The sequence below is a fragment of the Staphylococcus sp. GW823-FHT05F06 genome, assembly GCF_058795495.1.
The window spans coordinates 1-15,586 of the sequence record NZ_JBXAHW010000017.1 but is presented as its reverse complement, the minus strand read 5'-3'; the positions used below and the strand labels follow the sequence as shown (position 1 = coordinate 15,586).

The following is a 15,586-nucleotide window of genomic DNA, read 5'->3' as shown; positions in this document are numbered from 1 at the left end:
TTGATAACTTAATACAAAATTAAATTTTTTGTAATTTTAGATGGCTATTATTTTTAATAACTATTTTGATTCGTTGTCTTTTAATAATGCTTTTGCGACTTTTAGTTGATGTTTTACTGATTCTTGACCAGTTGAACCATAGCTTTGACGACGCTTGAGACAATTTTCAGGTGTTAAATAATCATATATATCTTCCTCAATATTCTCATGATGTTCTTGATATTCGCTTAAAGGTACGTCTAATAGGTATATACCTTTATGAATACAATTTAATACGATTTTACCAACGATTTCATGAGCGGTTCTAAAAGGTACACTTTTACTGACTAAATAGTCTGCTAATTCTGTTGCATTTGAAAAGTCATTTTTTACTGTTTGATTTAAACGGTTTGAATTAACTTTCATAGATGCAACCATACCTTCGAAGATTCTAAGAGATCCTTTAAGTGTGTGTACAGCATCAAATAAACCTTCTTTATCTTCTTGCATGTCTTTATTATAAGCTAATGGTAAGCCTTTAAGTGTTACTAACATACTCATCAAGTGTCCTGTAGTACGTCCGACTTTTCCTCTTATTAGTTCAGCCATATCAGGGTTTTTCTTTTGTGGCATAATAGATGAGCCAGTAGAAAACGCATCTGATAAAGTGATAAATTTTGCCTCATCAGTCGACCAAAAAATGATTTCTTCTGCAAAACGTGATAGATGTACCATAGTGAGTGAAATATGATGCAATGTTTCAACGATATAGTCACGATCACTGACAGCATCTAAACTATTTTCATACAGATTTGCAAATCCTAGAAGTTCTTGAGTCAGATGTCTATCTATAGGGTGTGTAGTTCCACTTAAAGCTGCAGCACCTAATGGTGAGATATCTATACGTTTAAGACTATCCATGAATCTACCTTTGTCTCTTTCTAACATCCAAAAGTAAGTCATAATATGATGTGCGAACGAGATGGGTTGTGCACGTTGTAAATGCGTGTATCCAGGCATAATTGTGTCAACGTGCTGGTCTGCTAATTGAACAATTGTTTCTTGAAACGACGCTATAAGTTCAATAATGTATTGAACTTGTTCTTTAGTATACAAATGCATATCTGTGGCAACTTGATCATTACGGCTACGACCAGTATGCAGTTTTCCACCAGCTTCGCCAATACGTTGAATAAGCTCGTGCTCAATATTAAGATGAATATCTTCGAGAGAAGCTTTAAATTTAAGTTTACCTTCTTCAAAGTCACTTTGAATATTTTTAAGCTCATTAATGATGGATTGAGCTTCATCATCTGTAATAATATGTTGTTTAGCGAGCATAGTTGCATGTGCAATACTACCTTGAACATCTTGTTTAATTAAATTTTTATCAAAATCAATTGACGCATTGAAATCATCAACCCATTCTTCGGGTTGAGTTTCAAATCTGCCACCCCAAGCTTTATTGCTCATTACTATACCCCCCGTGAAGTAATGCATTAACTTGTGTAGGTAAACCATAAATATCAATGAAACCTACTGCTGATTCTTGATTGAAGGCATCTTCTTTTGTATAAGTAGCTAATTTTTCATCGTATAAAGTGTAAGGAGATTGTCTGCCATTGACAATAGCGTTCCCTTTAAATAATTTAATTCTCACATCTCCCTCAACATATTGTTGAGTACTATCGATAAAGAGTTTTAAACTATCTGTTAATGGTGAGAACCACAAACCATTGTATATTTGTTCTGAAAATTGTTTTTCAATGACAGGCTTAAAGTGCGCTACGTCTTTAGTTAATGTAATTGTTTCTAGTGCTTTGTGTGCTTTTAAAATAACTTCCGCACCAGGTGTTTCATAAATCTCTCTCGATTTTATCCCGACCATTCTGTTTTCAACATGATCGATTCTACCAATACCGTGTTTGCCAGCAAGTTGATTCAAGTAAAGAATAAGGTCATCTAATTGATAATCTTTGCCATCAACTTGTACTGGAATACCTTGTTTAAATGTAAGGATAATTTCGTCTGCATTGTCTGGAGTTTCTTCTAAAGGTGTAGTTAAATCAAATGCATCTTCCGGAGGTGCGGCATACGGATCTTCTAAAATACCACATTCATTAGCTCTCCCCCATAAGTTTTGGTCAATTGAGTATGGCGAGTCATAATTGATTGAAACAGGAATATTATGTTTGATTGCGTAATCAATTTCTTCTTCTCTGCTCCAAGCCCATTCACGAACAGGTGCAAATGCTTTTAACTTAGGATTTAAAGCTTTGATTGCCACTTCGAAACGTACTTGATCATTACCTTTACCAGTACATCCATGCGCAATACCAATAGAATTTGTTTTTTCAGCAATTTCAACCAGTTTTTTCGCGATGAGTGGACGTGATAATGCTGAAACTAGAGGATATGCATTTTCATACATTAAATTTCCTTTAATAGCATAACTTACATAATCATCACTAAATTCTTTAGTTGCATCAATAATATGACATTCGACTGCACCCATATCTAAAGCTTTTTGATATACAACGTCTAAATCTTTGCCTTCGCCTACGTCAAGACAACAAGCAACTACATCATATCCTTTATCAATAAGCCATTGAACTGCAACGCTTGTATCTAAACCACCTGAATATGCTAAAACGATTTTATCTTTCATATTTACACCTCAAATAATTTTTTATGATTATTAATATGCATCTATCATATCAGATTGATAATGAAAATAAAACCATTATTTTACATAAATATTCATTTTTAAATCTGATTATATTTAGATATTTTGTTTGAAATACTGTTATAAAGGCTTTTATATATATTTTAAAATTTCTGTAAATTGTATATTGAAAGTGGTGGTGTGACCTTTGATATTAAAAATAACTTTTTTTATGAATGAAAGGTTACATAAAAAATAATTTTCCTGTGATAAGTTAGCCTTGAGAATTGAATAGCGCATCTAAACTTAGTAGAATTAGTATAAGTACTTATAACAGGAGGCAATAAGATGACTCACATTCAATTAGACTATGGCAAAACTTTAGAATTTTTTGATAAGCATGAAATAGATCAGCAAAAGGATATTGTTAAAACTATCCATCAAACTATTCATAAAGGTACAGGAGCAGGTAATGACTTTTTAGGTTGGTTAGATTTACCTGTTGATTATGATAAAGAAGAATTTTCTAGAATCGTCGAAGCATCTAAACGTATCAAATCAAATTCCGATGTACTTGTTGTTATCGGTATTGGAGGTTCATACTTAGGTGCACGTGCTGCAATCGAGATGCTTACATCTTCATTTAGAACAAATACGGAATACCCTGAAATTGTATTTGTAGGTAATCATTTATCCTCAAGTTATACAAAAGAATTACTTGATTATTTACAAGGAAAAGATTTTTCAGTTAACGTTATTTCAAAATCAGGTACTACGACAGAACCAGCAGTTGCATTTAGATTATTTAAACAATTGGTTGAAGAAAAATATGGAAAAGATGAAGCTAAGAAACGTATTTTTGCAACGACAGATAAATCTAAAGGTGCACTTAAACAATTAGCAGACAATGAGGGTTATGAAACGTTTGTTGTACCTGATGATGTGGGAGGTCGTTATTCTGTTCTTACAGCTGTAGGATTACTACCAATTGCAACTGCAGGTATCAATATTGAATCAATCATGATTGGTGCGGCTAAGGCACGTGAAGAGTTATCTTCTGATGATTTAGATCAAAATATCGCATATCAATATGCAACTATTCGAAATATTTTATACAGTAAAGGTTATACTACTGAAATGTTAATTAATTACGAACCCTCTATGCAGTATTTCAACGAATGGTGGAAACAATTATACGGTGAATCAGAAGGGAAAGATTTCAAAGGTATTTATCCATCAAGTGCGAATTACACAACTGATTTACATTCCTTAGGACAATATGTTCAAGAGGGCCGTCGTTTCTTATTCGAGACAGTGGTTAAGGTCAACCATCCAAAACATGATATCAAAATTGAAGAGGATGCAGATGATTTAGACGGACTGAACTATCTTGCTGGCAAATCAATCGATGAAGTGAATACTAAAGCATTTGAAGGTACATTACTTGCACATACCGATGGTGGCGTACCAAATATCGTTGTAAATATTCCTAAGTTAGATGAAGAAACATTTGGATATGTTGTTTATTTCTTTGAATTAGCTTGTGCAATGAGTGGATATCAATTAGGTGTTAATCCATTTAATCAACCTGGAGTTGAAGCCTATAAACAAAATATGTTTGCGCTATTAGGTAAACCAGGCTTTGAAGATAAGAAAAAAGAATTAGAAAATCGTTTATAATTTCAAGTTGAACTTAAAAATGAGCCTAGGATTATCTAGGCTCATTTTTATTATGTGTATTAATAAGAGCAAATAAAAATTGATTAACGTCAGATTAATAAGAAGTCAAATTCAGATAGGAAATAATAAATTTTCAATTCATTAGAGTTTCGATAAAGAATGGAATAATAAAATTGATGAATTAGATATCAATATATAGATTTATTAATTCCTACCTAAGTCTGATTTATGTTGTTGACCTAATTTTAATGTTTCAAAAAATATCATTTACAACTATAATGAATAAGTAATACAACCCTAAGAAAGGATTTGATGTATTGTCGCTTTCTCAGTTAGAAGAATGGTTTGACGCATTTCGACAATTCGGATATATTCCTGGGTTCATTATGCTTTATTTAAGAGCCATTGTACCTGTGTTGCCTCTCACTTTGTACGTCGTGCTATTAATACATGCGTATGGATTGTTTCCAGGTATAATTATCAGTTGGCTAGGTATCGTCTCAGGTACTTTTACTGTCTTTCTTATCTGTAAGAAATTTGTGAATACAATAAGAATGAAAAAATTAAAAAGTAGAAAGTCTGTTCAAAGGCTAATTAGCTTCATAGATAGACAAGGGCTTATCCCTTTATTCGTATTATTATGCTTTCCATTTACACCCAATACATTAATAAATATTATTGCGAGCTTATCTCACATCAAAATAAAATATTATTTTTTTGTATTAGTTATTTCTAAGTTGATTTCAATTACTATTCTAGGAGTAATGGGAAAAGAAATTTTCACCATATTTACTAATCCATTAAGAGCGCTTATTATGATTGTGTTACTCGTAGTATTATGGTTTATTAGCAAAAAGGTAGAAAAGCATTTTATGGGTTCTACCAAGGAGTAAAACATGAAACATTTGATTAAATATTTGATTTCCTTCACTTTTGCAATTATTATTGTAATATTCATTCAATCATTTATAATCGTAGGCGCTGTGATATCAAATAATAGCATGACACCTACCTTGCAAACGGGAGATAGAGTAATAGTTAATAAAATTAAAGTCACGTTTGACCTTATTCAACGTGGTGATATAATCATGTACAGGCATAATAACAAAACCTATTTTAGCAGAATTATAGGAAAGCCTGGGGAGTCTGTGAGTATTAAATCACAGCGTATTAATATCGATGATAGACAAGTAAATGAACCATATATGAAAGACAGGCATATTAAAGACATTACATTAAGAGAAATTAAAAATTCTGATGGTGATACGATTCCACCGGGAGCATTTTTTGTTTTAAATGATAATAATAACAAACATTCTGATTCAAGAACCTATGGTTTAATAGATAAGAAAGATATCATTGGAGATGTCAGTTTAAAATATTATCCATTTAAAGAATTTAACTATCAATTTAAATAACCAGAAGAGGTGTAGACTTTGAAAAAAGAAATTTTAGAGTGGATTGTTGCCATAGCCGTTGCCATTGCACTTATTGCCATAATCACTAAATTTGTCGGAAAATCATATTCTATTAAAGGTGATTCAATGGATCCTACATTAAAAGATGGGGAGCGTGTAGTGGTAAATATTATTGGCTATAAATTAGGTGGCGTTGAAAAAGGAAATGTCATTGTATTTCATGCTAATAAAAAAGATGATTATGTTAAAAGAGTTATTGGAACTCCAGGAGATAGTGTTGAATATAAAAATGATACACTCTATGTTAATGGTAAAAAGCAATCAGAACCATACTTGAACTATAATGAAAAACGTAAGCAAACTGAGTATATCACAGGTAGTTTCAAAACAAAAAATTTACCAAATGCTAATCCTCAATCTAATGTTATTCCTAAAGGTAAATATTTAGTTTTGGGGGATAACCGTGAGGTAAGTAAAGATAGTCGTTCATTCGGTTTAATTGACAAAGACCAAATTGTTGGAAAGGTATCGCTCAGATATTGGCCTTTCAGTGAATTTAAATCTAACTTTAATCCAAATAACACTAAAAATTAAATATCAATCAACTTTGGAGATTTCTATTCATGCGTTTTAAAAAATAGAAATCTCCTTTTTGTTTTTCTTAGAAAATACACCTGTGTGATATGATTAATAATAAAGGAGTGAGGGAATGTTATGGAATTTAATACATATATTGGTCGAGCAGGTACAGGAAAGTCAACAGCCATGCTTAATCAAATAAAAAATAAAATGAAGCAAGACCCGCTGGGTGATCCTATAGTATTAATTGCACCTACTCAGAGTACTTTTCAATTAGAGCAAGCATTTGTAAATGATTCCGAACTTCATGGTAGTTTGAGAACTGAAGTACTTCACTTTGAAAGATTGAGTCATCGTGTTTTTCAAGAAGTTGGTGGTTTGACAGAGCAACGATTATCTAAGGCCGCTTTAGAAATGATGATTTTCCATATTGTTCAACAACATGAGTCTGATTTGAAATTGTATGGTTCACAAGCTCAATACTATGGTTTAAGCGAAAAGTTAGCTGAGCAAATTCAAGATTTTAAAAAATATAATGTCACTCCTGAACACTTAAATCAATTGATAGAAAATCATTCAATACAAACGAGAACAAAACATAAATTAGAAGATATTTCTCTTATTTATAAACAATTAGAATCACGAATGAATGGTGAATTTATAACAACAGAGGATAGTTTGCAACAATTCATTGAAATACTATCTCAATCTCAGTGGATAAAAAAGGCTGAAGTATTTATTGATGGATTCCATAATTTTTCTACATTGGAATATAGAATTATAGAAGCACTTGTTCAACACGCCAAACAGGTGACTGTATTATTAACGACCGATGGCAGCCATCATCCATTTAGTTTATTTAGAAAGCCATCTGAAGTTTTATCACATTTGGAGGATATCGCTAATCGTTTAAATATAAATCTAAATAAAACATATTTTAATACATTTTATCGCTATAACAATGATGATTTAAAGAATCTTGAAAATGGGTTTGATGCATTACAATTTACGCCTAAACATCATCAAAATCATGTTAAAATATTTGAATCTTCAAGCATGAGAGAAGAAATAAATGAAGTAGCTCGACGTATTTTAAAAGATGTCAGAGAAGCAGATTATAAATTCAGGGACATTGCTATATTATACCGTGATGAATCGTATGCATATCTATTCGAGTCAATACTTCCTTCATATGATATACCATTTAACATTGATACTAAAAAGTCTATGACACATCATCCTATCATGGAAATGTTACGTTCTTTATTGGAAGTTATACGTTCAAATTGGCATATTAATGCAATGTTACGATTATTTAAAACGAATGTTTTAACGTCTCAATTTAAAAGAAGTAGCTATTTAATTGATTTACTGGAGAATTTCGTTTTAGAACGTGGTATTTATGGTAAACGTTGGTTAGATGAGGATATCTTTAGTATTGATCAGTTTAGTAGAATGGGACGTAAATCACATCAACTAACTGAAGGACATCAAGCATTATACAAAGAAGTAATTAAACTTAAAAAGAATGTTATAAATAAAGTGTTATATTTCGAGCAAGCTATGAATGAAGCGCATACTGTTAAAGATTATGCTACGTCATTTTATGAAAGTTTGGAGTATTTTGAACTACCGAGTCAGTTAATGACTCAACGTGATGAATTAGAGTTAGCGGGTCTAACAGAAAAAGCCGAAGAAATTGACCAAGTATGGAATGGTTTAATACAAATTTTAGATGATTTAGTTACTGTATTTGATGATCAGGAAATGACACTTCAACAATTTTTAGATGTTTTTGATATAGGTTTAGAGCAATTAGAGTTTGTTATGATACCTCAAACTTTGGATCAAGTTAGTATCGGTACAATGGATTTAGCGAAAGTTGATAATAAAAAACATATTTATATGGTTGGGATGAATGATGGTATATTACCACAGACTGTATCTTCATCAAGTTTGATTACAGATGAAGAGAAGAAATATGTTGAGGACAATGCACATGTTGAGTTAAGTCCAACTTCAGATATACTGCAAATGGATGAAGCGTTTGTATGTTACATCGCTATGACAAGGAGTCAACAAAGCGTTACTTTTTCATATAGTTTAATGGGGAATTCTGGAGATGAGAAGGAAATTAGTCCTTTTTTAACGCAAATTAAAGAATTATTTTATGATTTAGAAATCACCAATCTACAAGATTTACATAAAGCGCAACCATTATTAATGATGCAACATTCACATCAAACTAAAATTCAGCTTTTTGAATATTTAAGAGGTTGGTTAGACCATGAAGACATCGATTATCGTTGGTTGGATGCATATTTAGCTATTCGAGACGATGATCAATTAAATCAAGGTTTAGATTATCTTACTACGTCATTGACATATGATAACGAGACTGTCCAATTAAATGAAATTTTATCACAACAACTTTATGGTAAAACTATCAACGCTAGTGTGTCTCGTTTTGAAGGTTATCAACAATGTCCTTTTAAACATTATGCCTCGCATGGTTTAAGATTAAATGAACGCACTAAATATGAATTACAAAATTTTGACTTAGGAGATATTTTTCATTCAGTTTTAAAATACATTTCCGATCGAATTTATGGTGACTTCAAGAATTTAGATACAAAGAATATTCAATCACTTACTAAAGAAGCATTAGAGCTTATTTTACCTAAAGTACAGTTTAATTTGTTAAATTCGTCTGCGTATTATAAATATTTATCTAAAAAGATTGGATCAATCGTTGAAACAACTTTAAAGGCACTTAAATATCAAGGGGAGTACTCTAAATTTGTACCTCAACGATTTGAAACAGGATTTAGAAAATCACCTAAAAACAAAGGTGAACTTGTTGCACAACCACTGATTACCAATCAGGGAATTCCGATTAATATAAGAGGTCAAATCGATCGTATTGATACATATACAAAAGGTGATCATAGTTATGTCAATATCATTGATTATAAATCTTCAGAAAGTAGTGCAACACTCGATTTAACAAAAGTTTATTATGGTTTGCAAATGCAAATGATGACCTACATGGATATTGTATTACAAAACAAGGAGCGTTTAGGTCTTACAGATATTGTGAAACCAGGGGGTCTACTTTATTTCCATGTCCATGAACCGCGTATTAAATTTAAAAGTTGGGCAGATATAGATGAAGACCAATTTCAAAAAGACTATATCAAAAACTTTAAAATGAGTGGTTTGCTTAATCGTGACCAAGAAGTGTTAGACGCTTTAGATATTAGACTTGAACCAAAGTATAATTCGGATATTGTTCCAATAGCATTAACAGCTAAAGGCGCTATAAATCAACGTAGTAGTAAAGTAGCTGATGAAAACATCATTTATCAATTAATAGAACATAATAAGAAGAATTTTATCAAGACAGCCAGCCACATTATGGATGGACATACGGAAGTGGCACCCTTGAAGTACAAACAAGTATCACCTTGTCAATTTTGTAATTATAAATCAGTTTGTCATGTAGACGGATTAATAGATAGTAAGCGTTATAGAACAGTAGATGAATCGATAAAACCATTAGATTTAATTCAACAATTAAGAAATGAAGGTGGTGAAAGACATGATTCCAACTAAACCTCATGATGTGATTTGGACAGATGCACAATGGCAAAGTATTTATGCGAAAGGACAGGACATACTTGTTGCTGCTGCAGCAGGTTCCGGTAAAACAGCCGTTCTAGTTGAGCGTATTATACAACGTATACTAAGAGATGATGTAGATGTAGATCGGTTACTAGTTGTAACATTTACGAATTTAAGCGCACGTGAGATGAAGCATCGAGTTGATAAACGTATACAAGAAGCATCTTTTAAGGATCCTAACAATGAACATTTAAAGAATCAGCGAATCAAAATTCATCAAGCACAGATTTCTACTTTACACAGTTTCTGTTTGAAATTGATTCAGCAGCATTATGATGTATTAGATATCGATCCTCATTTTAGAACAAGTAGTGAAGCGGAAAATATATTATTATTAGAACAAACTATTGATGATGTTTTAGAACAACACTATGATAAATTAGATCCTCACTTTATAGAATTAACCGAACAACTATCATCAGATAGAAATGATGATCAATTTAGAAGTATTATTAAGCAGTTATATTTTTTCAGTATTGCTAATCCTCAACCATTTGAATGGCTCAATCAATTAGCGCAACCATACAAAGAAGAAAATAAACAGCAACAATTAATGCAGCTTATCAATGATTTAGCAATGATTTTTATGAAAGCAGGATATGAGGAATTACAAAAAAGTTATGACTTATTCTCAATGATGGAAAGTGTTGATAAGCAGCTTGAAGTTATTGAAACCGAACGCATGTTTATTACTAAAGCTATTGAAGGTAAAGTATTAAATACAGATGTTATCACGCAACATGAATTTATGAGTCGTTTTCCGGCAATAAATAGCAAGATAAAAGAAGCAAATGAAGGCATGGAAGATGCTTTAAATGAAGCAAAACAACATTATGATAAATATAAATCTTTAGTTATGAAAGTAAAGAATGATTATTTTTCTAGAAATGCAGAAGATTTGCAAAGAGATATGCAACAACTCGCACCTCGAGTGGCTTATTTAGCTCAAATAGTTCAAGATGTGATTCAATCATTTGGTGTTCAAAAACGAAGTCGTAATATTTTGGATTTTTCAGATTATGAACATTTTGCATTACGCATTCTTACTAACGAAGATGGCTCACCTTCGCGTATCGCTGAAACGTATCGTGAACATTTTAAAGAAATCCTAGTTGATGAGTATCAAGATACTAATAGAGTGCAAGAAAAAATATTATCTTGTATTAAAACTGGTGAAGAACACGATGGTAACTTGTTCATGGTTGGGGATGTGAAGCAGTCTATTTATAAATTTAGACAAGCTGATCCTAGTTTATTTATTGAAAAATATAATCGCTTTTCTAGTAGTGGAAATGAAAGTGGCTTGCGCATTGACTTATCGCAAAACTTTCGTTCGAGACAGGAAGTGTTATCTACAACCAATTACTTGTTCAAACATATGATGGATGAACAAGTAGGAGAAATTTCATATGATGATGCAACGCAATTGTATTTTGGTGCACCATATGACGAAGTTTCACATCCTGTTCAATTACGAGCACTTGTTGAGGCAAGTTCAGAAAATAGTGACTTAACTGGAAGTGAACAAGAAGCGAATTACATTGTTGAACAAGTTAAAGATATTATTAATCATCAAAACGTATACGATATGAAAACAGGTCAATACAGAAAAGCAACATATAAAGATATCGTAATTTTAGAGCGAAGTTTTGGTCAAGCTCGTAATCTTCAACAAGCTTTTAAAAATAATGATATCCCTTTTCACGTAAATAGTAAGGAAGGGTATTTTGAGCAAACTGAAGTACGTCTTGTGCTTTCATTTTTAAGAACAATAGATAATCCACTTCAAGACATTTATTTAGTGGGATTGATGCGTTCTGTAATATATCAATTTACTGAAGAAGAATTAGCTGAAATAAGAGTTGTAAGCCCTCATGATGATTACTTTTATCAATCTATAAAAAATTATATGATTGATGAAAAAGCTGATTCTAGATTGGTTGACAAGTTAAATCGTTTTATTCAGGATATACAAAAATATCAAAATTATAGTCAAAGTCAACCGGTTTACCAATTAATTGATAAATTTTATAATGATCATTTTGTAATTCAGTACTTTAGCGGTCTTATTGGAGGTAAAGGTAGAAGAGCAAATCTGTATGGGCTATTTAATAAAGCTGTTGAATTTGAAAATTCAAGTTTCAGAGGTTTATTCCAATTTATTCGTTTTATTGATGAGCTTATTGATCGTAAAAAAGATTTTGGTGAAGAAAATGTCGTAGGTCCTAACGATAATGTGGTTAGAATGATGACGATTCACAGTAGTAAAGGATTAGAATTTCCATTTGTAATTTACTCAGGATTATCTAAAAAATTCAACAAAGGTGACCTGAATGCACCAGTTATTCTAAATCAACAATATGGTTTAGGTATGGATTATTTTGATGTAAATAAAGATATGGCTTTTCCTTCACTTGCCTCTGTGGCATATAGAGCAATAAATGAAAAAGAACTTATATCAGAAGAGATGCGTTTAATCTATGTTGCGTTGACACGAGCAAAAGAGCAACTTATTTTAGTTGGAAGAGTCAAAGATGAAAAGTCGTTAATTAAATATGAACAATTAGCTGTTTCAGACACACATATAGCAGTTAATGAACGCCTTACTGCTACCAATCCATTTGTTCTAATTTATGGTGTTTTGGCTAAGCATCAATCGCCTTCATTGCCAAATGATCAAAGATTTGAAAGAGATATTGATCAATTAAATTCTGAAGTGAAGCCACGTGTATCAATAGTGATTGATCATTATGAGGATGTTTCAACTGAAGAAGTAGTCAATGATAATGAAATAAGAACAATCGAAGAATTAAAGGCCATAAATACTGGTAATGAAGATGTGAAAATTAAAATTCATCAACAGCTTTCTTATGACTATCCTTTTAAAGTTAACACGATGAAACCATCTAAACAGTCGGTATCAGAGTTAAAACGTCAATTAGAAACTGAAGAAAGTAATACAAATTATGATAGAGTACGTCAATATCGTATTGGTGTTGCATCATATGAAAGACCCAAGTTTCTTACCCAAACAAAAAAAAGAAAAGCAAATGAAATAGGGACTTTAATGCATACAGTCATGCAACACTTACCTTTTAGAGAACAACGTTTAACAAAAGACGAATTATTTCAATATATCGATCGATTGATTGACAAACAACTTATTGATGAAGATGCAAAAGAGGATATTAGAATAGATGAGATTATGCATTTCATTGATGGCCCTCTCTATATGGAAATAGCTCAAGCTGACAATGTTTATACTGAATTACCTTTTGTGGTAAATCAAATTAAAGTTGATGGACTTACAAGTGAAGATGAAGATGTATCCATTATTCAAGGTATGATTGATTTAATATATGAAAGTGACGGACAATTTTACTTTGTTGATTACAAAACAGATGCTTTTAATAGAAGAAAAGGTATGAGTGATGAAGAAATAGGGAATCAGCTCAAAGAAAAATATCAGATACAAATGACGTATTATCGAAATACTTTAGAAACCATACTTAAACGACCCGTAAAGGGTTACTTATATTTTTTCAAATTTGGTACATTAGAAATAGATGATTAAAATTCAAAGTTACTTTGATAAAGTGAGAAACAATAAGCCGTGTTTTCATCCTAACCAAGAAAACACGGCTTCACTGTATATATGTCTGTTATTAAGCTTACAAATAAACTTTCTTAATTTTCTTACTTATATATTTGTTATTTGAACTTAGATATAGTTATAATATGTAATAAGATATAGATGAGGAGTTGATTATGAATGAAATTTCTATCATTCAAACATAATGACAGAACTTCATATGGTGTTAAAGTAAAACGTGAAGATGCTGTTTGGGATTTACCAATGGTTTTTGCTGAGTTTGGGGACAAAGACTTTAATCCTAAAACTTTAATTGCAGGTTTACAGCAAAATCAAACTTTAGACTTTCAAGAGCAAGTTCGAAAAGCAGTTGTCGCAGCAGAAGAAAGTGGAAGAGATGAGGAATTTAAACTTTTATTCACTGATATTGATTTTCTACCACCAGTGACACCTCCAAATAATGTGATTGCATTTGGTAGAAATTATGAAGATCATGCTAGTGAATTAAATCATGAAGTTGATAGTTTATACGTATTTACTAAAGCGGCTTCATCTTTAACTGGTGATGAAGCAACAATTCCTAATCATAAAGATATTACAGAACAATTGGACTATGAAGGCGAACTTGGAATTGTAATTGGAAAATCAGGCGAAAAGATTCCTAGAGGATTAGCTTTAGATTATATTTATGGATACACAATTATCAATGATATTACAGATCGTACTGCGCAAAGTTCACATGATCAAGCATTCTTATCAAAAAGTTTAACTGGGGCATGTCCAATGGGCCCTTATATAGTAACCAAAGACGAATTACCTGCGCCAGAGAATGTAAATATCGTAACAAAAGTGAATAACGAAATTCGACAAGATGGCAACACTGGTGAGATGATTTTAAAAATAGATGAACTCATCGAAAAGATTTCAAAATATGTGGCTTTACATCCAGGCGATATCATTGCAACTGGTACACCCGCTGGTGTGGGTGCTGGTTTACAACCACCACAATTTTTACAACCAGGTGATGAAGTCAAAGTAACTATAGATAATATTGGCACTTTAACAACATATATATCTAAAAATTAAGAGTTATACAATTTTTTAAAAAGTTAAAGGGGGGAGTGTAGTAAATATGTTACTCCCTAAGCCCTAACTTGCTTTGTCTGTAGAATTTTTAGTGTAATTCTATGTGTTGAGCGTTGGAATTTAATTTGCTTATTTTAAAATTTCTGTTCAAAAACTTGATATTAATACATTTTTAATTCAGTCATCGAATGACTATTCGTTAAAAAAGTCTGGGATATTATTTGTATTCTAGACTTTTTTGAATACTTATCAAAATATTTATTATTTTAATTATTGATAAAAATTGAAGTAATGGCATCATCAAATATTTAGAAATATGTTATGATGATTTAGAAATAAAAAGATGGGGGGACAAACATGTTACATGTCCATATTTTAAGTTGGGTATTAGCAATTATTTTATTTATCGCAACTTATTTAAATTATTCAAAAACGCAAGGTGCATCACCTTATTATAAACCTTTGCATATGGCATTAAGATTATTCATGCTATTAACATTAATTTCTGGTTTTTGGGAATTAATCGAAGAGTTTATGGCTGCCTCTAATGGTGAAGGTGGAAATCATATGCTACTTACTTTAAAAATGTTATGTGGTTTAGCTGTTATCGCTTTTATGGAAATTTCCATTGCTAAAAGAAAAAAACAACAGACTAGCCATAAATTCTTTTGGATTACTATTATTTTAATCATAATAACAATGGCTATTGGTGTTATTTTACCTTGGGGTCCAATTTCCAAAATATTTGGAATAAGTTAAAAATGCTTGGATACAATAACGTATGATTTATATTTATTGAAGTATGAACATCATATTATTCCTAAATAAAACATACTAAGATTAGCTATGAAGAAATCTATGACGATAGATTTTTTCATAGCTATTTTTTATAGTTATAGAGAG

The 15,586-nt window shown here is 31.4% G+C and carries 10 protein-coding genes; 8 read left to right on the top strand and 2 right to left on the bottom strand.

Annotated features, from left to right (window positions below; translation table 11 throughout):
• Nucleotides 1-60 precede the first annotated feature (60 nt).
• Together argH and AC1Q7N_RS10060 are read right to left on the bottom strand one after the other, a co-directional pair.
• A complete protein-coding gene (gene argH / locus AC1Q7N_RS10065; protein ID WP_002439068.1) occupies nt 61-1,452 on the bottom strand; it encodes an argininosuccinate lyase in 1,392 nt (463 codons plus the stop codon).
• Nucleotides 1,442-2,647 (bottom strand): argininosuccinate synthase, encoded by a 1,206-nt coding sequence (locus AC1Q7N_RS10060; protein ID WP_001832499.1) that lies wholly within the window; start codon nt 2,645-2,647, stop codon nt 1,442-1,444. Before AC1Q7N_RS10060 ends, argH begins: the two co-directional genes overlap by 11 nt.
• Before the next feature lie 345 nt (nt 2,648-2,992).
• Between AC1Q7N_RS10060 and AC1Q7N_RS10055 the strand changes: the two genes are divergently transcribed.
• The 8 genes from AC1Q7N_RS10055 (at nt 2,993) to AC1Q7N_RS10020 (ending at nt 15,442) form a co-directional block, all read left to right on the top strand.
• Entirely contained in the window at nt 2,993-4,324 is a 1,332-nt protein-coding gene (locus AC1Q7N_RS10055) for a glucose-6-phosphate isomerase (protein WP_002501951.1), read from the top strand.
• Nucleotides 4,325-4,641: 317 nt separating this feature from the next.
• Nucleotides 4,642-5,217: a TVP38/TMEM64 family protein gene (locus tag AC1Q7N_RS10050; protein WP_001831991.1), complete on the top strand. Its 576-nt coding sequence runs from the start codon at nt 4,642-4,644 to the stop codon at nt 5,215-5,217.
• Between the two features lie 3 nt (nt 5,218-5,220).
• Complete coding sequence (lepB, locus tag AC1Q7N_RS10045) at nt 5,221-5,742, top strand: signal peptidase I (protein WP_001831997.1); 522 nt, start codon at nt 5,221-5,223, stop codon at nt 5,740-5,742.
• 18 nt (nt 5,743-5,760) lie between these two features.
• Nucleotides 5,761-6,336, top strand: a complete 576-nt coding sequence (gene lepB / locus AC1Q7N_RS10040; RefSeq protein ID WP_001831955.1) for a signal peptidase I — start codon at nt 5,761-5,763, stop codon at nt 6,334-6,336.
• Between the two features lie 120 nt (nt 6,337-6,456).
• Nucleotides 6,457-9,936 carry a helicase-exonuclease AddAB subunit AddB gene (gene addB, locus AC1Q7N_RS10035; protein WP_032606565.1) on the top strand — a complete coding sequence of 1,160 codons (3,480 nt, stop codon included), beginning with the start codon at nt 6,457-6,459 and terminating at the stop codon, nt 9,934-9,936.
• Nucleotides 9,923-13,579: a helicase-exonuclease AddAB subunit AddA gene (gene addA / locus AC1Q7N_RS10030; RefSeq protein ID WP_002501824.1), complete on the top strand. Its 3,657-nt coding sequence runs from the start codon at nt 9,923-9,925 to the stop codon at nt 13,577-13,579. Before addB ends, addA begins: the two co-directional genes overlap by 14 nt.
• A gap of 198 nt (nt 13,580-13,777) precedes the next feature.
• Nucleotides 13,778-14,683 (top strand): fumarylacetoacetate hydrolase family protein, encoded by a 906-nt coding sequence (locus AC1Q7N_RS10025; protein WP_001831933.1) that lies wholly within the window; start codon nt 13,778-13,780, stop codon nt 14,681-14,683.
• A gap of 357 nt (nt 14,684-15,040) precedes the next feature.
• Nucleotides 15,041-15,442: a YisL family protein gene (locus AC1Q7N_RS10020; RefSeq protein ID WP_001831989.1), complete on the top strand. Its 402-nt coding sequence runs from the start codon at nt 15,041-15,043 to the stop codon at nt 15,440-15,442.
• Nucleotides 15,443-15,586: the final 144 nt, after the last annotated feature.

What these genes read in the sequence shown, in the direction of transcription:
- lepB (WP_001831997.1), top strand. Translation starts at nt 5,221, where the DNA reads ATGAAACATTTGATTAAATATTTGATTTCCTTCACTTTTGCAATTATT.
- AC1Q7N_RS10025 (WP_001831933.1), top strand. Translation starts at nt 13,778, where the DNA reads ATGAAATTTCTATCATTCAAACATAATGACAGAACTTCATATGGTGTT.
- AC1Q7N_RS10020 (WP_001831989.1), top strand. Translation starts at nt 15,041, where the DNA reads ATGTTACATGTCCATATTTTAAGTTGGGTATTAGCAATTATTTTATTT.
- addA (WP_002501824.1), top strand. Translation starts at nt 9,923, where the DNA reads ATGATTCCAACTAAACCTCATGATGTGATTTGGACAGATGCACAATGG.
- addB (WP_032606565.1), top strand. Translation starts at nt 6,457, where the DNA reads ATGGAATTTAATACATATATTGGTCGAGCAGGTACAGGAAAGTCAACA.
- argH (WP_002439068.1), bottom strand. Translation starts at nt 1,452, where the DNA reads ATGAGCAATAAAGCTTGGGGTGGCAGATTTGAAACTCAACCCGAAGAA.
- AC1Q7N_RS10055 (WP_002501951.1), top strand. Translation starts at nt 2,993, where the DNA reads ATGACTCACATTCAATTAGACTATGGCAAAACTTTAGAATTTTTTGAT.
- AC1Q7N_RS10060 (WP_001832499.1), bottom strand. Translation starts at nt 2,647, where the DNA reads ATGAAAGATAAAATCGTTTTAGCATATTCAGGTGGTTTAGATACAAGC.